Raw genomic sequence first — 19,147 nt, forward strand, 5'->3', positions numbered from 1 at the left:
CTCACGCGATCTTCTTGTAAGCTTGTGATTGCGGTGTGGCGCTTGCGGCCTGCATCAGCGTACGCACGACGGCTCGGCGCGCGAGCTCGATCTTGAAGCCGTTATGTGAGCGAGCGGTTGCTCCCTGCAGCAACAGATCGGCGGCGTGCCCAAAATGGTCCGGCGTTGCCGCCTGGCCGCGCAGAGCCGCTTCGGCCTCGAGGCTTCGCCAGGGCTTGTGGGCCACGCCGCCGAGCGCCAGGCGCGCTTCGCTGATTGCGTTTCCTTCCAGTTCGAGCGCGGCCGCGACCGAGACCAAGGCAAAGGCGTAGGACAGCCGGTCGCGGATCTTCAGATAGCTGTAGTTCTGCGCAAAGCCGCGCGGCGGCAGCTCGATTGCGGTGATGATCTCGCCGCTGCCGAGATTTGTATCGACATGAGGCTTGTCGTCCGGAAGCCGATGGAAATCGGTCAGCGCGATGGTGCGCTGACCGGTGGGGCCTGCGATATGCACGAGCGCGCTGAGCGCGGCCAGCGCCACGCTCATGTCGGATGGATTGGTCGCGATGCAGGACGTGCTGGTGCCGAGGATTGCGTGGTTGCGGTTGAGGCCATCGAGTGCCGAGCAGCCGGAGCCGGGGCTTCGCTTGTTGCAAGGCGTCGCCGTGTCATAGAAGTAGGCGCAGCGCGTTCGCTGCATCAGATTGCCGCCGACCGAGGCCATGTTGCGCAGTTGCGCGGAGGCGCCGGCCAGGATGGCGCTGGCGAGCAGGGGATAGCGCTGCTCGATCAGCGGATGGTAGGCGAGATCCGCATTCGGCACCAAGGCGCCGATGCGCAGGCCGCCATTGGCGGTCTCGTCAATGTGGCGGAGCGGCAGGCGGGAAATGTCGATCAGCCGGGAGGGCCGTTCGACATTCTGCTTCATCAGGTCGATCAGGTTGGTGCCGCCGGCAATCAGCTTCGCGCTCGGATCGGCGGCCAGCAGGCGAATGGCGTCGGCGACATCGCTTGCGCGGGAATACTGGAAGTTGTTCATGACCGGCCCATTGCCTGCTCGATCGCAGCCACGATGTTGGGATAGGCGCCGCAGCGGCAGAGATTGCCGCTCATCAATTCCCGGATCTCGTCAGCGTCCCTGGCGTGGCCTTCGGCCATGAGGCCAGCTGCCGAGCAGATCTGTCCTGGCGTGCAATAGCCGCATTGGAATGCGTCGTGATCAATGAAGGCCTGTTGCAGGGGATGCAGCGCGCCGTCCTTGGCGAGGCCTTCGATCGTGGTGATCTCGGCGCCATCCTTCATGATGGCGAGCGTCAGGCACGAATTGACGCGCCGACCGTCGACGAGCACGGTGCAGGCGCCGCATTGACCGTGATCGCAGCCTTTCTTCGTACCCGTCAGCGCAAGATGATCACGCAATGCGTCCAGCAGCGTGGTCCAGGGCAGAAGATCGAGGGTGTGACTGACACCATTGACGATGAGATGAATCGGAGTGCGTTCGGGAATTTCATGCGTGACATCGCCCATGTCCTGCTCCCTGCAGGCGACCGAGCCTGAGACGTCAGCCGTGCTGACGCGGGGGCACGTCGCTTCCGCTGGTCAATGGCGTGCAACGGACAAGCGGCCCCTTGGTTCCTTGTCGGGAATTGGGTGCGCCCGCGGCGCAGCGGTCAGCGCTTCGCCTCGCCGAACACCACGGTCGGCACGGCGCGGTTGACGATCTCGCGCAGCGCGAAGCTCGATTGCACCCGCGCAACGCGTGGCAGGCGCGACAGCTCGGTACGGTGGATGCGTTCGAAATCCTGGATGTCGCGGGCGAGCACGATCAGGATGTAGTCGTCTGTGCCTGACATCAGGAAGCAGCGCACGACGGAGGGGCACTTCACCACCTCCGCCTCGAACGCCTTCAGCGCGTCGTCGCTTTGGCTCTCCAGCGCGATCCGGACCAGCACCGTCGTCGTGAGGCCAAACTGCGCCAGATCGAGCGCGGCTTGATAGGCCTTGATGTAGCCATCGTCCTCCAGCGCCTTCTGCCGCCGCGCCATCGCCGTGCTCGACAGGCCGATCTTGTTGGCGAGCTCGGTGTGGCTGGCCCGCGCATTGGTCGTGAGTTCCGCGAGGATGGCGAGGTCTTTCCGGTCGAGGGCCAAGGTTTTGTTTCCAGCGTGAAAGGACATTTCCGCGCCGGAAACCGGCGCGCCAGGCGCGAACCTAGCGGATATTTGCACGAAACCAAACTGCCGCCATCGCTACGATGATGAACGGAATCAATGCTTTGGAGGAGGGGTTGAAAGATGCGCGTCGGTGTTCCCAAGGAGATCAAGGTGCAGGAATATCGCGTCGGGCTCACCCCAGGCGCGGTCCGTGAATATGTCGCGGCCGGCCACCAGGTGACGGTCGAGACCGGCGCTGGCAGCGGCATCGGCGCCTCCGACGACGTGTATCGACGGGCAGGGGCCGCGATCGCTGAAAGCGCCCGCGAAATCTTCGCCAAATCCGACATGATCGTGAAGGTGAAGGAGCCGCAGAAAAGCGAATGGGCCCAGCTCCGCGAAGGCCAGATCCTGTTTACTTATCTTCATCTTGCGCCGGACCCGGAGCAGGCCAAGGGCCTGCTTGCCTCCGGCTGCACTGCGATCGCCTATGAGACCGTCACGGACGCGAACGGTCACCTCCCGCTGCTCGCGCCGATGAGCGAAGTCGCCGGCCGCCTCGCCATCGAGGCCGCCGGCGCCGCGCTCAGGCGGTCGGCCGGCGGCCGCGGGCTGCTGCTCGGCGGTGTTCCCGGCGTGCAGCCGGCGCGGGTGGTCGTGCTCGGCGGCGGCGTGGTGGGAACGCAGGCGGCGCGGATGGCCGCAGGGCTCGGCGCCGAAGTCACGGTGATCGATCGTTCGATTCCGCGGTTGCGCCAGCTGGACGATCTCTTTATCGGCCGCGTGCGCACCCGCTTCTCGACGATCGAGTCGGTCGAGGAGGAGGTGTTCGCTGCCGACGTCGTGATCGGCGCGGTGCTGGTGCCGGGCGCCAGCGCGCCGAAGCTCGTCACGCGCGCGATGCTGACATCGATGCGGCCGGGCGCGGTGCTGGTCGACGTCGCGATCGACCAGGGTGGCTGCTTCGAGACCTCGCATCCGACCACCCACACCGAGCCGACCTATGAGGTCGACGGCGTCGTGCATTACTGCGTCGCCAACATGCCGGGCGCGGTGCCGGTGACCTCGAGCCAGGCGCTGAACAATGCGACGCTGCCGTTCGGATTGATGCTGGCGAACAAGGGCTTTGCCGCGGTGCTGGAAAATCCGCACTTGCGCAACGGGCTCAACGTGCATCGCGGCCGAATTACCAACAAGGCGGTGGCGGAAAGCTTAGGATTGGAATTCGCGCCGGTGGAGAGCGGGCTGGCGGCTTAGTTTTTTCCTTCTCCCCTTGCGGGAGAAGGTGGCATAGGCGGCCTTCCGCCGCCGTTCTCAAGAACGCCGAAGCGAAGCTTCGGCTGTGGTGCCGGATGAGGGGTTGTCTCGGCGAATTCATTGAGAGTTGGTCTCGCGGAGACAACCCCTCACCCGGCTTCGCTTTCGCGAAGCCACCCTCTCCCGCAAGGGGAGAGGGTGCACCGGTGTTGCCGCTCCAATTCAGTCATACCTTCGTCAGCTTGTACTGGCCCAAATCCGGATCGTGGGTCATGCGCCAGTAATCCACGAACCGCCAGGGCATCGCCGAAAATACGCGGCCGCTTGCATTGCGATAGTAGGTGCTCATGCCCGGGTGGGTCCAGATCATCGCCTCGTGCTCGGCGTCGACCTTGCGGACGTAGTCGTCGAGCACGTCCTGGCGGACGTCGATGGCGGCAACGTCGTGTTCGATCATGTCGACCAGGCACGCCGAGATGTAGCGGCTCTGGCATTCCGACTGGAAGATGACGCTGCCGCCGTGGGCGGGGCCGGAGTTCGGCCCGAGCATGCAGAAGAAGTTCGGGAAGCCCGGCACGGTGAGGCCGAGGAACGCGGTCGGATTGTCGTTGGCCCAGGCCTCGCGCAAATCCTTGCCGGCGCGGCCGCTGATGTTGAGGCGCGCGGCCATTTCCGTGACCTTGAAGCCGGTGGCAACGACGATGATGTCGGCGGGACGGTGCTTGCCGTCGGCGGTGACGATGCCGTTCTGGTCGAAATGGTCGATGGTGTCCGTGACGAGCTCCACGTTGGAGCGCGTCAAGGTCTTGAACCAATTGTTGTCGAGCAGGATGCGCTTGCCGTAGGGCGGATAAGTCGGCACGCATTTTTCGATCAGGTCGGGCCGGCTCTGTAGCTCCGATAGGATGAAGTCAGTGAGTTCCTGCCGGTGCCGGTCATTGCCCTTGTTGACGGCGCGCTCCGGATGCGGCCAGGCCGGATCCTTGCGCAGGAAGGGCAAGAGGCCGTCGCCATAGCGCCAGAACATGTTGAAACGGTACCACTGCACATAGAACGGCAAGTGCGCGAGCAGCCAGCGCGCGCCTTCGCTGATCGGATCGGCATAGCCCTTCACCGGCCTCGCCCATTGCGCGCTGCGCTGGTAGACGGTGACGGAGGCCGCGCGGCCGGCGATCGACGGCACCAGCTGCATCGAGGTCGCGCCGGTGCCGATCACGGCGACATGTTTGCCGTCGAGATCGATACCGTCGGACCACAGCGCAGAGTGCAGGATCGTGCCCTTGAAGTTCTCCTCGCCCTTGAAGCGGGCGCGGGAAGGGTCGTTGAGCTGGCCGATGGCGGAGACCAGCGCGGTGGATTCGAACGTCTCCTCGCCGTTCTCGGTCTTGAGCGTCGAAACCCAGCGTTGCCTTCCTTCATCCCAGCGTGATGAGGTCAGCTCGGTGTTGACGCGCAGATGCTTGCGGATGCCGTATTCGTCCGCGACCTTCTGCAGATAGCCGAGCAGCTCCTCACGCGGGCAGAAATAACGCGTCCATGCGTTGCGCGAGCCGAAAGAGTAGGAATAGGAATGGTTCGGCGTGTCGACGCCGCAGCCGGGATAGCGGTTGATCCACCAGGTGCCGCCGAGCTCGGCGTTCTTCTCGACGATGGTGTAGGGGATGCCGAGGTGGCCGAGCGCCACGCCGAGCGCGATGGCGCAGACCCCGGCGCCGACGATCAGCACATGCTGGTCGGCAAGCTTTTGGTCGGAGGGGCGCTTCGTCCAGCGCGCCTCGCGCGGCACAAAACCCATCTCCTCGCGCATCAAAGGCGCATATTCCGGCGCGACATTCTCGCCGAGGCAGGCGCGCATCATCTTCAGCAGCAGCTCTTCGCCCGGATCGGTGATCACGGGTTTCGGCATGCCATTGGCGAAGAGCCTGACGACGGCGGCGCGGATCTCGTCCTGGATGTCCCGGGGCACGCCGGCCTCCGGATCGGGAATGAGGCGGATGTCGCGCTTGGGCAAATAGGGCGGCGCGAGCCATTTCTCGTCGCCGGTCATGTGCACCAGCACCATCAGAAGGCAGCGGATGTCGCCCTCGGCGATGGCCGAGGCGAGGTCGAGCGGCTTGTGCGGAGACGAGATGTTCATGGCGTGTCCTGATCTCCGGAGGCAGTGAAGAGGCCGCGCGTCATCAGCTTGCGATAGGCGGAGATGACGTGGTCGGGCACAGCGGTGACGCCGGCTTCCGAATAGGAGTAGCGCCGGCTGAGATAGCCGCGCGCGCCCATCAGCATATGGACGATCGCTTCGAATTCCTCGTCGCTGTAATCCTCGATCGCGCCGGCAAGCCGCGCGCGACGCAAAATGCGGACATAGGCCGTCGAGATGTTGTCGAGATGCTTCTGGTAGCCGGTCGGTGCGAAGAATTCGGCCTCGTTGAGAATACGCAGGAACTCCGGGACCTCCCGGATGAAGTCGAAGAACGCCGCGAAGCGCTCGATCTCCTGCCGTGCTGCATGCGCCGTGCCGGTGCGGGCGCGGATGAACTCGACCATGTCGAGGCCGATCTTCGGCAGCAGCTGGTTCAGCAGCTCCTGGCGGTTCTCGAAATGATTGTAGAACGTGCCCTGCGCGACACCGGCTTCCTCGGTAATGCGGGCGACCGAGGCTTCAGCATAGCCATGCTTGCCGACCACCTTAGTGGCAGCCTCAAAAATCTTCTGCTTGGTCCAGGCGTTGCGCTCGACCCGGTTCAGCTTGGTTATTTTTGCGGTCGCTTGCGTCATTCGGAGGTCTCCAGCTCGGCGCGCAGCACGCGCTTGAGGATCTTGCCTGACGGGTTGCGCGGCAGGCTGTCACGGAGGACGAGCTGTTTCGGCACCTTGAAGCTCGCCAGCCGCGCGCGACAATGCTCGGTAAGGGCGGGGAGGTCGAGGCTCGCGCCCTCAGTCAGCACGACGATCGCGACCGGCCGCTCGCCCCAGCGCGCATCGCGCAGGCCAATCACGGCGACCTCACGCACTTCGGGCAAATCGTAGATGACGCGCTCGACCTCGGAGGAGGCGATGTTCTCGCCACCGGAGATGATCATGTCCTTCTTGCGGTCGGTCAGGTAGAGAAAGCCCTCGTCGTCGAGATAGCCGACGTCGCCGCTGCGGAACCAGTCGCCGAAGAAGGCGGACGCCGTCTTCTCCGGATCCTTCCAATAGCCGCGCGTGATCTTCGGGCCGCGCAGGCAGATCTCGCCATTGACGTTCGGCGGCAGCGCGTTGCCGTTCTCGTCACGGATCTCGATCTCGACATGGGCGATGGCGCGCCCGGTGGAGCCGATCTTCTCGATCTCGCGGCCTTTCTCCATGAAGGTGTCGCCGCCGACGGTTTCGGTGAGGCCGTAGGCATCGATGTAGCGCGCATTGCGGAAATATTCTGAGAAGGTGCGGATGCGCGCCTCCGGCGTCTTCTCGCCACCGCCGATCGCCCATTGCAGGCTGGAGGCGTCATAGCGGTCGCGGGTGGGGCAGGTGAGCATCGCGGTGGTCATGACGGGCGCGAACCAGGCAGCGTTGAGCTTGTCTTCTGCGATGGCCGCAAGCGCCGCCTCCGGCTCGAAATTGCGCTCGATGCGAATGAACCCGCCATGCCAGAGCACGGCGATGCCGGGCAGGTCGAGCGCGCCGACATGATAGAGCGGGCCGACGACGAGAAGGCGTGTGTCGGCACTGAGGCCAAGCGCGATCGTCTGGTCGGCGGATTTCCAGTAGAAATTATCGTAGGTGAGCATCACGCCCTTAGGGCGATCGGTCGTGCCCGAGGTGTACATCAGCCGCATCAGGTCGGAGGGCTGGCGCACATGCATCGGCGCTGCCGTCGTGTCGCCTGCGAGATGGGTGACGCTCTGCTGCGCGGTCTCGTCGAGCACGGCGATGTTCGCGCCCGCTGTATTCGCAGCCAATTCCTCATCGGCGACCAGAAGGCGCGCGCCGGCATTGCCGGTGATGTAGCCGACCTCGTCGCGGGACAGACGAAAATTGATCGGCAAGAACACCGCGCCGAGATGGCTGGTGGCAAAGACGAGCTCCAGGAACGCTGCGCTGTTCTTCATCAGCACGGCCACGACATCGCCTGCACCGATGCCCTGCGCGGCGAGCCAGCCGGCGACCGTCCCGATGCGCGCGCCGAACGCCGCGTAGGAGATCTCCTCGCCGCGGTATTTCAGCGCGGGCCGGTCCGGCGTGCGCCGGGCATGAAAGGCGATGAAGCTCGAAAGGTTGATCATTTGCCGGGTTTTGGGCCGGTTACCGGCCTCATGTCCTCCCTTGATGAATTCTGACTCGTAATTCATCTTTGGCTTGACGTCACCCCCCACCCTCTGAAATCCTTGGGATCACGGAGACGAGACGATCTCCGGCAGGGATCAGGACACGCCGACCCGAAAGAGGGAGGGAAAAATGACGAGAACCCGCACGCCGGGCATCAGCCGCCGTTCCACGCTGGCGCTGATGGGCGCCGGTGCGATGACGTTTGCCGCGCCCTGGGTGGCGCGTGCGCAAGCCAAGACCATCAAGGTCGGCATGCCGACGATTTTATCGGGGCGCGTCGCGCAGCTCGGCACGTCTTCGCGCAATGCGGTGATGCTCGAGGTCGAGAAGGTCAACGCTGCCGGCGGTCTCGCCGGCCGGCAGATCGAGATGGTGATCCGCGACTCCAAGGGCCAGCCGCAGGAAGCTGCCCGCGTCGCGCGCGAGCTCGTCAACACCGACGGCTGCGAGCTGATGATCGATGCCGAAGCCTCCTCCGGCGCCTTCGCGGTGCACGAGGTCGCGCGCGATCTCGGCGTGTTCTGTATCCACACCAATTCCGAGACCTCGGCGCTGACCGCGGATCCGAAGCAGCACATTCCCAATGCCTTCCGCACCGCGCGGCAGGGCGTGCACGACTCCATCGTCGGCGGCAGCTATGCCGCGGCGATCGCCAAGGCAAAAGGCCTGAAGAAGTGGGCGACCTGCTCGCCCGACTATGCCTATGGCCGCGACACCACGGCGGAATTCACGCTCTACCTGAAACGCTTTGCGCCCGAAGTCGAGATCATCAGCGAGTCCTGGCCAAAGCTGTTCCAGCCCGATTATACCGAGGTGGTCACCAAGATCCTGCAGGCCAAACCGCAGGCGCTGTACTCCTGCCTGTGGGGCGGCGATCTCACCTCCTACATCGACCAGGCCAATATCTACGCGATGTTCAGCCAAATGGAGGTGTTCGCGGTCAACATGGCCGACTACACCGCGCTCACCGTGGTGAAGAACCTGCCCAAGGGCATTCACTCCGGCAACCGCTACATCAAGACGTTCCCGTCGACGCCGGAGAATGCCGCCTGGGGCGATGCCTACAAGGCCAAGTACAATGAATATCCGACCAACTGGTCGTGGGAAAACGCCACCGCAATCATGCTGATGGCGGAAGCTGCCAAGAAGGCAAACTCGGCCGACGGCAAGAAGATCGCGGAGGTGCTGAAGGGCCTCACCATCAAGTGCCCGTTCGGCGCCGACGGCACGGTGACGATGCGCGGCGACGACCACACCCTCGTCGGCTACGCCATCGGCTGGGGCACCACCATCCCGCAGGAGCCTTATGTTCCCGAGGTCAAGGCCGGCGACTGGAAGACCATCTTCGAGTTAGAGGCCGAGTGGAAGAAGAGCAAGGGCTACACCTGATATGACGCGGCGGCGGAGGCGGCGACCGCCTCCGCCACGTTCGTTTCGTTTTCCGCGCCGTATCGGGCGCGCCGCAATGAAAGTGCTTCCGTGGATCTCGACGCGCTCGCCGGCTGCCTCTCCAGCTCCGCCTGCCTGGTGACGCAAACCACCAGCGGCCTTATCATTGGCATGCTCCTGTTTCTCGTCGCGGTCGGGCTGACCCTGATCTTCGGCGTGCTCAAGGTGGTCAATTTCAGCCACGGCGCCTTCTACATGTTCGGCGCCTACTTTGCGATGACGGCCTATCAGCTCACCGGCAGTTTTGCGCTCGCCATGCTGGCGGGCGCGGCCGGCACCGCGATCCTCGGCTTGATCTTCGAGCGTGTCTTCATGAGCCGGGTCTATGGCGCGGACGTGCTGATGCAGCTGCTCGTCTGCTATGCCTTCGTGCTGATCTTCGACGATGTCGTGCGCATCATCTGGGGACCGGAGTTCAAGTCGATGGGCATGCCGTCGGCGTTCCAGGTGATGCCGCTGTTCATCGCCGGTGGCGTGGTGCCGCCTTACTATCTGTTGCTGATCGGCGTCGCGCTGGTCGCGGCCATCGTGCTCGGCATCGGATTGTCGCGCAGCCGCATCGGCAAGGTGATCCGCGCCGCCGCACATAACCCTGGCATGGTGTCCGCGCTCGGCATCAACACCGGCCTGATCTATGGCGGCGTGTTCGCGCTCGGCGGCATGCTGGCGGGCCTTGCCGGCGCGCTGGCCGCGCCGGTGCGGTCGCTGACGCCGGGGATGGGATTTTCGGTGCTGATCGAATCCTTCATCGTCACCGTGATCGGTGGCATGGGCTCGATCCTGGGCGCGCTGATCGGCGCGCTGCTGCTCGGCCTGATCCGCTCGTTCGGCTCGCTCGGCTTTCCCTTGTTTACGGAAGGCTTGATGTACCTCTTCATGGTGATCGTGCTGGTCTCCAAGCCTACCGGCCTGTTCGGCAAGGAGGCGGCATGACCGAGCTGGAGGCCGGACGCGCCGAAACGCTTGCGCCAGTGCGCAGCGGCGCGGCGGTCCAACGCTACCGTGACGTCCTGATCGCGCTGATCGCCTTCATCGTGCTGGCGAGCCTGCCGCTCTTTACCGGCAGCAAGGCGCTGCTCGACTTCGTCATCCGCTGCTCGGCCTACGGCCTGTTTGCGACGTCGCTGAATTTGCTGGTCGGCTACACCGGCCTGACATCGTTCGGTCATGGCATGTTCTTCGGCCTTGGCGCGTATAGCTTCGGCTTGATCATGCAGAAGCTCGGCGTGCCGATTCCCGTCGCCTTCGTCGCGACGCTGGCGATCACCGCAATGGTTGCCGCGATCATCGGCGCGATCTGCGTGCGACTGAAGGAGATTTACTTCGCCTTCGTGACGCTCGCCTTCCAGATGCTGATCCACTCGACCATTTTGTCCTGGGCCTCCTTCACCGGCGGCGACCAGGGTCTGCGCGGCGGCATTCCGCGCCCCGTGTTTCTCGGGATCGACCTTGCCAACCAAGTCCATCTCTATATCGCGAGCTGCGCGCTGCTGATCCTTGGTCTGCTCGCGATGCGCCAGATCGCGCAATCACCGTTCGGCTATACGCTGCGCATGATCCGCGACAACGCCGCGCGTGCGAGCTTCCTCGGCATCGACGTCTGGCGTGCCAAGCTGACCGTCTTCGTGCTGGCGGCTCTGTTCGCGTCAATGGGAGGCATGGTGATGGCACTGTTCGTCTCCGGCGCCTATCCGGAATTCGCCTATTGGACCATCTCGGGCGAGGGCATTTTTATTAACATGCTCGGCGGCGTCTCGACATTCCTGGGGCCGATGGTCGGCACCGTGCTGCTGCTCTTGCTCAACGACACCGTCACGCGCTTCACCGAGTATCACGGCATCGTGCTCGGTGTGGTCATCCTGTTCTTCGCGCTGGGCCTGCGCAAGGGCCTCTTGGATTTCGTCGCCGAATGGTTTGCGCAGCGGCGCGATGCAGGCGAGGGGCACTAGCGATGCTTGAGATCCGCAACCTCGCAAAATCCTTTGGCGGCGTGAAGGCGACCAACGATGTCTCGCTCGACTTCCCCGATGGCTCGCTCACCGCGGTCATCGGCCCGAACGGCGCCGGCAAGAGCACGTTCTTCAACCTGATCACCGGTGCCTTGAGGCCGGATTCCGGCCAGGTGCTGCTCGACGGTGTCGATCTCGCCGGCCGCTCGCCGCCCGAGATCGTGCGCCATGGCATCGGCCGCGCCTTCCAAGTGGCCAGCATCTTCAAGTCGCTCACGGTGCAGGAGACCATGCTTGCCGCCGTCAGCGCTGATCAGCGCACCTCGGCGGTGCTGCACAAGCGCTTTCCGCTGCCGGAGGCGCGCGAACGCGCCGAGCACGTGATGGAGCTGCTAGGGCTCGCCGGCAAACGTCATCGTACCGCCGCGGCCCTGTCGCATGGCGATCAGAAGCTGCTCGATATCGCGCTGGCGCTGGTGCTCGAACCCAAGGTGCTGCTGCTGGACGAACCCACCGCCGGCATGGGCCCGGAAGAACGCTGGCGCATGATCGACAAGGTGCGCGAGCTCTGGGAGACGCAGAAGATCACGGTTGTTTTCATCGAGCACGACATGGACATCGTGTTCAAGATCGCCCCAAAAATCGTGGTGCTTTGCTACGGTCGCATCCTGGCAATTGGCACGCCGGACGAGATCCGCAACAACAGCGCCGTGATCGACGCCTATCTCGGCACCGAACATGCGGGAGCTGCGGCATGAGCGCAGCCGTCATCGAAGTCGCCGATCTCGATGTCTACTATGGCACCAGCCAGATCCTGTTCGGCGTCGGCCTGTCGGTGCGGCAGGGCGAGACCATGGCGCTCCTGGGCCGCAATGGCGCCGGCAAATCGACGACCATGAAGGCGATCATGGGGCTGGCGCCGCCGCGGCGGGGCAGGGTCAGCCTGCGCGGCGCGGTGATCTCGGGCCTGAAGCCGCACACCATCGCGCGCGCCGGCCTCGGCTTCGTGCCGGAGGATCGTCAGATTTTTCCGGAGCACACGGTCGAGGACAATCTCGTCATCGGGAAGAAGAAGGGACCGGACGGCCAGGACGAGTGGCCGGTCAAGCGCATCTACGAGGTCTTCCCGCTTCTGGAGCCGCTGCGCCATCGTATCGCCGGGCGCCTCTCGGGCGGTGAGCAGCAGATGCTCGCGATCGCGCGCACGCTGATGGGCAATCCGGCTCTCCTGCTGCTCGACGAGCCGAGCGAGGGCCTCGCGCCGATCATCGTGCAGCGGATCGGGGAGCTATTGCGGCAACTCCGCCAGCTCGGATCGACGGTGCTGATCGCTGAGCAGAACATGCATTTCTGCCTGGGGCTGGCGAGCCACGCCACCGTCATCGACAAGGGCCAGATCGTCTATGCCGCCGGAATCGACGAGCTGAAGGCCAATGAGGCGATCCGGCGCAGGTATCTGGCCCTGTAAGCCGGGCCGCCGGTGTCCAAATAGGCCGAAGAAGAAAACCATTGTCCTGAGGTTGCCAGACGGAAGGAGTTTTCCCTCGGGAGGGCAAAAACGCCAATCGCTTCCATTGCCGTTTGGGGCCGAAAAGACGACATTCCCATCAGAAATTTGATGGGTTGGCCAGAGCCATGGAACGTACCGGATTTGAACCCTTCGGCGAGCAATTGGTGTCCGCGACGGACACCCAGCCGCGCTCGCGTACGTCAAAGCTCCTGCTGCGGGCCGGCACCGGCCTGTTCTGGTCGCTGGTTGCGGGTATCGTGCTTGCCCGCGCCGCCTTCTTCGAGCCCGGAATTTATGACGGCTTCAGCCGCGTCGCTTCGCTGGCCAAGAGCCTGATCTTCTAAGGCGGATTATTCCGGGCTGAGGATAGAACTTCCTTCGGGCCTGATATGTCGAAAACTTATTTCCCTACGGAAGTCCGCTGCGTATAAATCCTTCTCCTCTGGGAGAGATTTGTGTCGCAGAATCAAGCATCCAGCCCGGCCGATACCAAGCCAGCTACCGCCGCGAGCCGTATTGCGGCACTGATTCCCGGCATTCTCCTCTGCGTTCTAGTCGCCGGTGTCTCGGCCCTGCTCGAGCGCGCGGAACTCGGCGTGTTCGAGCATCCCTATGTCGAGGCGCTGGTGATGGCCATCCTGCTCGGGATGGCCTTGCGCAGCTTCTGGAAGCCCGCGCCGCGTTGGCAGGCGGGCATCGCCTTCAGCGCCAAACAGCTCCTCGAAGTCGCGGTCATGCTGTTGGGGGCCTCCATCAGTTTCGCCGCCATTGCCGCCTCGGGCATCGCGCTCCTCGCGTCGATCGCGGCCGTCGTCGTGATCGCCCTCTGCGTCTCCTTCGGCCTCAGCCGCATGCTCGGTCTGTCGACGCGTTTGTCGATCCTGATCGCCTGCGGCAACTCGATCTGCGGCAATTCCGCGATTGCGGCCGTAGCGCCGATCATCGGCGCCAACAACGACGAGATCGCATCCTCGATTTCCTTCACCGCGATCCTCGGCGTGATGATGGTGCTGGGCCTGCCGCTGTTGATTCCACTGTTGCAGTTGTCGGCGACGCAATACGGCATTCTCGCCGGCCTGACCGTCTATGCGGTGCCCCAGGTGCTGGCGGCGACGGTACCGGCCGGACTGGTCTCCACGCAGATCGGCACCCTCGTGAAATTGATGCGCGTATTGATGCTCGGGCCGGTCGTCGTCGGCCTCTCGCTGGTTGCCTCGCGCTGGCACAGCGATGCCAAGAAGACCAATGTCGGCTTCTTTCGCCTCGTGCCGTGGTTCATCCTCGGCTTCCTCGCGCTCGCGACCCTGCGCTCCCTGGAGATCGTGCCGGCCACGGTGGTCGGGCCAGTGACGAAGATCACCGGCTTTCTCACCGTGGTCTCCATGGCCGCCCTCGGCCTCGGCGTCGACGTGCGCGTGCTGGCGAATGTCGGGGGCAGGGTGACTGCAGCCGTGACGCTGTCGCTAATGCTGCTGCTCGGCATCAGCATCGCGCTGGTGCATTGGTTCAAATAATTAGAGCAAAACTGCCGTAGGGTGGGCAAAGGCGCGAAAGCGCCGTGCCCACCACTCGGTTCGGCGTGCAACTAAGTAAGATGGTGGGCACGCTTCCGCCTTCGCTCTACGAGCTACGGCGGACAAGTCGCTTTGCCCACCCTACGAGACCGAGCGCGCTCGCTGCGCCTAAATCACATCCGCCAGCGAGTGGCCGTGCAGCTCGATGTTCAAGCCCTGCATGCCCATGTCGTTGATCTCGCCGCCCATTGCCTTGAGGCTTTCCTCGCGGATCAGCGACATCAGCCCGCGGCGCAGGGCCAGAAACTCCGACGACATCATCATCGATTGCTGCCGCGGCCGCTCCAGCGGGATCGGAATCTCCGCCTTGATCGAGCCGGGGCGCGCTGTCATGCAGTAGACGCGGTCGGAGAGGAAGATCGCCTCGTCTATGTCGTGAGTGACGAACAGCACCGAGATCTTCAGCCGCTGCCACATGTTGGTGAGTATCTGCTGCATGATGACGCGCGTCTGCGCATCAAGCGCGCCGAAGGGCTCGTCGAGCAGCAGCACTTTCGGCCCCGTGGCGAGCGCGCGGACGATGCCGACGCGCTGCTTCATGCCGCCGGACAGCTTTTCCGGATAGTGCTTCTCGAACGCCTCCAACCCCGCGAGTCCGAGCAGCGTACGTGCCGCACGCTCGCGCTGCGAGCGCGGCATGCCGCGCATCTTCAGGCCGAACTCGACATTTTCCCGCACCGTCTTCCAGGGAAACAGCGAATATTGCTGGAACACCATGCCGCGCTCGGCGCTGGGGCCGTTCACCGGCTCGCCGTCGACGGTGACGATTCCGGTGGTGGGTTTGAGGAAACCGGCGACCGCATTGAGCAGGGTCGACTTTCCGCATCCGGAGGGCCCGACGATCGAGACGAACTCGCCGGGCTTCACATGGATCTGCGTGTCGGTCACGGCCTGCACCGCTCCCTCGATGGTCTCGTAGGCGAGGGAGAAGTTCTTGACCTCGATATGGCCCTTCGGCGCGCTCGCAAGCACCTCGCTCATGTCGACCTCCACGGCATCACCAATTGCCCCGCGCCTCTGATGAGCAGGCTCGATCCAAGGCCGAGAACGCCGATCGCGATCATGCCGAGCGCGATGTCGGCATACTGGACCAGCGAATAGGCCTCCCAGGTGAAGTAGCCGATGCCGTATTGCCCCGAGATCATCTCGGCAGCGATCAGCGACACCCAGGCGACACCCATGCCGACGGTGAGGCCGGTGAAGATATGCGGCAGCGAAGCCGGAAAATATACTTCGCGGAAGATCGAGCGCTCGCGTGCACCGAGACATTGCGCGGCGCGCACCAGCACGGGATCGACCAGCGACATGCCGTGCAGCGTATTGACGAGGATCGGGAAGAACGAGCCGAGGAAGGTGATGTAGACGATGCTCTGCTCGTTGGTCGGCCACAGCATGATTGCCATCGGCACCCAGGCGATCGCCGGTATCGGGCGCAGCACTTCGGCGACCGGGAAGATCACCTCATGCACCAGCTTGAAACGACCCATGATCAGGCCGAGCGGCACGCCCACGATCGCCGCGAGCGAGAAGCCGATGAAGATGCGCCGGCAACTGAGCAGGATGTGCAGCAGGAATTTGGGATCGTGGATCGCCTTGGTGAAGCTCGCATAGACCGCGAGCGGCGATGGCACGTTGGTGAAACGTACGAAGAACACCACGCGATAGGTCGTGAGCAGGTGCCAGACCAGCAGGAAGGCGAGCAGCGAAATCACGCCGATCGCGGTTGCGCGAAGCCGGCCCTGATTCAGCCGGTACCAGCGCCGCGCGAGCGTGCCGAACGAAGGGGGTGTTGCGGGCGGAGTGACGGCGGACACGGCAGCCGTCTCTGCAATGGCTGTTGCCGGCATGCTGTCCTCGGAATGTCTGCGGAGGGCGGGACTGCTCACGTCTTGCCTCCGCCGACCGCCGCCTTCACCGCGTCATCGAAGCCGAGCACCTTGCCGCTGATCTTGGCGGCGTAGGCTTCGGCATCCTTCTTGAGCAGGAACGGCGCCACGTCGCCATTGCCGACCGCGAAGAAAGCCTGGTCGGCGAACAGCTTGATGCCGCGCGTGGTGTCGAAGACATAGGCGACGTTGATCTTCTTGCCCTTGGCCTTGTAGTCGGCATAGGCGCCGAGGGTGCAGGCTGCGGACGAGAAGGGCATGATGCCGGCATCATCCACCCAGACCTCGCCGGCCTTGCGCGGATCGGCGATCGGCTTCTTGCAGAAAGAATCTTCGCCGGAAATCTCGTAGTTCTTGGTGCTCGCAAGTTGCGCGTCATAGTCGAGCTTCATCTCGGCGTAGGCCTTGCGGATGTAGCTGTCGTCGACCCACTTCTTCGGATCGAACTCCTTCATGCGACCGAGGTTTTGCAGCACCTTGACGTCGGCGGTGGCGGCATCGATCAGCGCCGGCTTGATCGTTGGATCGGTGGTCATGTTGCCGCTCGGGCCGAGGAAGATGTAGACGACTTCCTTGCTGATGCCGGTCCATTCCTGGATCTTTTCGGCGGCGAGCTTGGGATCGTCGCGCAGCCACTGGTTGGCGGCGATCACCGCCTTGAAGTAGGCGACGACGACTTCCGGATATTTCTCCGCGAAATCGGTGCGGACGACGATGCCGTGGAAGGTCGGCAGATTGGTCTCGACGCCGTCAAAAATCTTTCGCGCGAAGCCGCGGAAGGGCAGCAACTCGGCGAACGGAACGAAGTCGGCATGCGCGTCGATCTTCTTCTCCTGGAGATTGGTCGAGCCGACTTCGGGGCTCTGACTGACCAGCTGGAAGAAGTCAGCGGGATAGCCACGGTCCTGCATCGCCTTCAGCACCATGCCGTGCGCAGCCGAGCCGAAGGGAACGCTGACGAGCTTGCCCTTGAGATCGGCGAGATCGTAGTAAGGCGAGTCCTTGTGAACGACGATGCCGTTGCCGGAGCCTGACAGGCTGTAGGCAGCGATGCCGATCAGGCGGCTCTTGCTCTCGGGATTGCTCTCGAAGGTGAAGCCGTTCACGATCAGCGGATAGTCGCCCATCATGCCGATCTGGAGCTTGTTCGCCATCATCGCGTTCGTGACGGGTGGGCCGGACGTGAAATTCTGCCACTCCAGCTCGAATTTGATGTTGGCGTATTTGCCGTCCTTCGGCAGGTATTTTTCGAGGAGATGCAGCTGCCGGATGACGACGCCGGCGGTCACCGTATTGGTCGTGGTATCCTGCGTTCCGATGCCGAGCGTGACGGTTTCCGCCGAGGCCGGCTGCGCGAGCAAAAGCGCCAGCGACGTCATCGACATCGCGATCGAGAGCGTGGGAAGATGGCGGACCATTCTCATCCTCATTCGGTTGGATGTGCTGTGGTTGCCATGATTGGGTGAGGGCCCGGACAGGGCAAATCCGGAATGACCGCCGCAGTCGATTAGTTGCCGGGAAAAACTGATTGCATACTCCTTGGGCAGTCCTGCACTATAAAGCCGCTTGCCTGTGCACCGGCTCTGGTCGCAAGCTCATTCAGTCGGACGCGTGTCCGCGCATTTCCTCCAACACGTCGGGCCGGCAGACCACGATCTGCGAGCGCTTAGTCAGCACGATTCCCTTTTCCTGCATCCGCTTCAGGCTGATCGTGACCCATTGCCTTGTGGCGCCGACCATGTGCGCGATGTCGGCATGGGTGAAGGCGGCCGCAATCACCCGGCCATCGGCATCCTCGACGCCATAGAGCTCGACGAGGTGCAGCAGCAGGTGTGCGAGCCGCTGCGTGATAGAGCGCGTTCCCAGCATCTGGGCCAATGCCGAATAGCATTTGCCCTTGAAGGTCAGGCCCTCGATCAGGCCGATCGCGAGGTTGGGGATCTCCACGGCAAGGGATCGCAGCTCCTTTCCGGGCAGGTGCACGACGCTGCAATTGCTGGATGCGACACCGGACCATTGGTGAACGGTGCCCTCGAACACTTCGGGGCCGCCGACGAAATTGCCGACATGCCAGTAGGCCAGCGTGATCTCGCGCCCGAGCGGGGAGGTGTAGAACACGCGAATGCGGCCGCTCTCGATCAGCCAGATGCCGTCATGCTTGCCGCCCTGGCTGAACAGCGTCTGGCCGCGGTTGAGCACTTTTCGGCGGCCTTGTTTCAAGACCAGCTCACGCTCGCGCGGCGACAGCTTGTCCATCAGCGGCGGCGGGCCGCCGATCCATTGCTGGTTTTCGGTGAGCAGCAGCGAGGAGCTGCCGGCAGGCCGGACTGCCGGGGGAGCAGCCCCACGAACCGCATTGGCCGCCTGCAACATCATCTGCCTCCGGAACGTTCAAATCGTTCTAAAGAGGAGCAATGTCCGTGCCAGATTTACTCGGCTGTCGTCGCCCGGCTTGGCCGGGCGACCCAGTATTCCAGAGACAGCAATGAGTTACGGAGAGACCGCGGCGTACTGGATTCCCCGCCTTCGCGGGGAATGACAGCGGAGTTTGTGGCCGCTGTCCCGCCTATCTCCAGACTGCGTCGGCTTAACGCCCCGCCAAGCTCAGCAAATAAGGCTTCGGGTAGATCCCCCGGTTATGTCCATCCGAAAACGAGATATTCAGCCCGTAGCCGAGATCGCCGATCTCGGTGATCGCAATGCCCGGAAATGTTTTAGGGAAGCGGCCGTCGAACCGGGCGCGGGTGCAGTGGGCGCATTTGCAGGAGAGGCGGAGCGTTTCCGCGGGCAGGCTGATCGCCTCATCCTGCGTGGTGCGGACGAGGAGCGAGGCGAGATCGGCGCTTGCTTCATAGTCGGCCACGGTCGGTGCAACCAAGGTCATGGTCATGACGTATCTCCGACCCTGCTCTACGTTCCGCAGCGCCGCTGCGATAGCAACTAATTGCCGGCGCAGGCGCGGGCCGCCGATCTTCGATGCCTGCACTTCAAGCGTCGTCCCCGAAATGTGAAACTAATCGACCGGGAATTTCACTTCCGCGTTGCCGTATTCCCCGCTCTCCGAAACCTTGTGCGCAATCGA

19 protein-coding genes are annotated in these 19,147 nt (G+C 63.7%); 8 read left to right on the top strand and 11 right to left on the bottom strand.

The window, feature by feature from the left end; translation table 11 throughout:
- Position 1 precedes the first annotated feature (1 nt).
- From BLV07_RS27750 to BLV07_RS27760, 3 genes are all read right to left on the bottom strand, one after another.
- On the bottom strand, positions 2-1,018 hold the full coding sequence (locus tag BLV07_RS27750) for an FAD binding domain-containing protein (RefSeq protein WP_091892301.1): 1,017 nt from the start codon (positions 1,016-1,018) through the stop codon (positions 2-4).
- Positions 1,015-1,506: a (2Fe-2S)-binding protein gene (locus BLV07_RS27755; RefSeq protein ID WP_091892303.1), complete on the bottom strand. Its 492-nt coding sequence runs from the start codon at positions 1,504-1,506 to the stop codon at positions 1,015-1,017. The genes BLV07_RS27750 and BLV07_RS27755 overlap by 4 nt, the downstream gene beginning before the upstream one ends.
- A gap of 143 nt (positions 1,507-1,649) precedes the next feature.
- The gene (locus BLV07_RS27760; RefSeq protein WP_176945796.1) at positions 1,650-2,129 is read right to left on the bottom strand and encodes an Lrp/AsnC family transcriptional regulator; all 480 of its coding nucleotides are present in this window, start codon (positions 2,127-2,129) and stop codon (positions 1,650-1,652) included.
- A 144-nt stretch (positions 2,130-2,273) separates the two neighbouring features.
- On the opposite strand from BLV07_RS27760, the gene ald reads away from it, so the two are divergent.
- Positions 2,274-3,389 (top strand): alanine dehydrogenase, encoded by a 1,116-nt coding sequence (gene ald / locus BLV07_RS27765; protein WP_091892307.1) that lies wholly within the window; start codon positions 2,274-2,276, stop codon positions 3,387-3,389.
- Between the two features lie 226 nt (positions 3,390-3,615).
- On the opposite strand, the gene BLV07_RS27770 is transcribed toward ald, so the two are convergent.
- From BLV07_RS27770 to BLV07_RS27780, 3 genes are read right to left on the bottom strand one after another with little or no spacing between them, the layout of a single operon-like run.
- On the bottom strand, positions 3,616-5,526 hold the full coding sequence (locus BLV07_RS27770) for a flavin-containing monooxygenase (RefSeq protein WP_091892309.1): 1,911 nt from the start codon (positions 5,524-5,526) through the stop codon (positions 3,616-3,618).
- The gene (locus BLV07_RS27775; RefSeq protein ID WP_091892312.1) at positions 5,523-6,164 is read right to left on the bottom strand and encodes a TetR/AcrR family transcriptional regulator; all 642 of its coding nucleotides are present in this window, start codon (positions 6,162-6,164) and stop codon (positions 5,523-5,525) included. Before BLV07_RS27775 ends, BLV07_RS27770 begins: the two co-directional genes overlap by 4 nt.
- Positions 6,161-7,654 carry an AMP-binding protein gene (locus BLV07_RS27780; RefSeq protein WP_091892421.1) on the bottom strand — a complete coding sequence of 498 codons (1,494 nt, stop codon included), beginning with the start codon at positions 7,652-7,654 and terminating at the stop codon, positions 6,161-6,163. The genes BLV07_RS27775 and BLV07_RS27780 overlap by 4 nt, the downstream gene beginning before the upstream one ends.
- A gap of 172 nt (positions 7,655-7,826) precedes the next feature.
- On the opposite strand from BLV07_RS27780, the gene BLV07_RS27785 reads away from it, so the two are divergent.
- The 7 genes from BLV07_RS27785 to BLV07_RS27815 all read left to right on the top strand — a co-directional run bounded on the left by BLV07_RS27785 (position 7,827) and on the right by BLV07_RS27815 (position 14,119).
- Complete coding sequence (locus BLV07_RS27785) at positions 7,827-9,086, top strand: ABC transporter substrate-binding protein (RefSeq protein WP_091892314.1); 1,260 nt, start codon at positions 7,827-7,829, stop codon at positions 9,084-9,086.
- A gap of 90 nt (positions 9,087-9,176) precedes the next feature.
- Entirely contained in the window at positions 9,177-10,079 is a 903-nt protein-coding gene (locus BLV07_RS27790) for a branched-chain amino acid ABC transporter permease (RefSeq protein ID WP_091892316.1), read from the top strand.
- On the top strand, positions 10,076-11,095 hold the full coding sequence (locus BLV07_RS27795; RefSeq protein ID WP_091892318.1) for a branched-chain amino acid ABC transporter permease: 1,020 nt from the start codon (positions 10,076-10,078) through the stop codon (positions 11,093-11,095). Before BLV07_RS27790 ends, BLV07_RS27795 begins: the two co-directional genes overlap by 4 nt.
- Positions 11,096-11,097: 2 nt before the next feature.
- Positions 11,098-11,853, top strand: a complete 756-nt coding sequence (locus BLV07_RS27800; RefSeq protein ID WP_091892320.1) for an ABC transporter ATP-binding protein — start codon at positions 11,098-11,100, stop codon at positions 11,851-11,853.
- On the top strand, positions 11,850-12,563 hold the full coding sequence (locus tag BLV07_RS27805) for an ABC transporter ATP-binding protein (protein WP_091892322.1): 714 nt from the start codon (positions 11,850-11,852) through the stop codon (positions 12,561-12,563). The genes BLV07_RS27800 and BLV07_RS27805 overlap by 4 nt, the downstream gene beginning before the upstream one ends.
- Positions 12,564-12,730: 167 nt before the next feature.
- The gene (locus BLV07_RS27810; protein ID WP_091892324.1) at positions 12,731-12,949 is read left to right on the top strand and encodes a hypothetical protein; all 219 of its coding nucleotides are present in this window, start codon (positions 12,731-12,733) and stop codon (positions 12,947-12,949) included.
- A gap of 111 nt (positions 12,950-13,060) precedes the next feature.
- Positions 13,061-14,119, top strand: coding sequence for a YeiH family protein (locus tag BLV07_RS27815; protein WP_091892326.1), 1,059 nt, complete (start codon positions 13,061-13,063; stop codon positions 14,117-14,119).
- Between the two features lie 168 nt (positions 14,120-14,287).
- Here the strand turns inward: BLV07_RS27815 and BLV07_RS27820 are convergent, their stop codons facing one another.
- The 5 genes from BLV07_RS27820 to BLV07_RS27840 all read right to left on the bottom strand — a co-directional run bounded on the left by BLV07_RS27820 (position 14,288) and on the right by BLV07_RS27840 (position 18,949).
- On the bottom strand, positions 14,288-15,160 hold the full coding sequence (locus BLV07_RS27820; RefSeq protein ID WP_176945797.1) for an ABC transporter ATP-binding protein: 873 nt from the start codon (positions 15,158-15,160) through the stop codon (positions 14,288-14,290).
- A complete protein-coding gene (locus BLV07_RS27825) occupies positions 15,157-16,065 on the bottom strand; it encodes an ABC transporter permease (protein ID WP_091892329.1) in 909 nt (302 codons plus the stop codon). Before BLV07_RS27825 ends, BLV07_RS27820 begins: the two co-directional genes overlap by 4 nt.
- Positions 16,062-17,483: an ABC transporter substrate-binding protein gene (locus BLV07_RS27830; RefSeq protein WP_176945799.1), complete on the bottom strand. Its 1,422-nt coding sequence runs from the start codon at positions 17,481-17,483 to the stop codon at positions 16,062-16,064. The genes BLV07_RS27825 and BLV07_RS27830 overlap by 4 nt, the downstream gene beginning before the upstream one ends.
- A 181-nt stretch (positions 17,484-17,664) precedes the next feature.
- The gene (locus tag BLV07_RS27835; protein ID WP_091892334.1) at positions 17,665-18,441 is read right to left on the bottom strand and encodes a Crp/Fnr family transcriptional regulator; all 777 of its coding nucleotides are present in this window, start codon (positions 18,439-18,441) and stop codon (positions 17,665-17,667) included.
- 211 nt (positions 18,442-18,652) lie between these two features.
- Positions 18,653-18,949 carry a gamma-butyrobetaine hydroxylase-like domain-containing protein gene (locus BLV07_RS27840; protein ID WP_176945803.1) on the bottom strand — a complete coding sequence of 99 codons (297 nt, stop codon included), beginning with the start codon at positions 18,947-18,949 and terminating at the stop codon, positions 18,653-18,655.
- Between the last annotated feature and the right edge of the window lie 198 nt (positions 18,950-19,147).

Origin of the sequence: Bradyrhizobium sp. Rc2d (assembly GCF_900099855.1) — a bacterium.
In the GTDB taxonomy this organism is placed as follows: Bacteria; Pseudomonadota; Alphaproteobacteria; order Rhizobiales; family Xanthobacteraceae; genus Bradyrhizobium.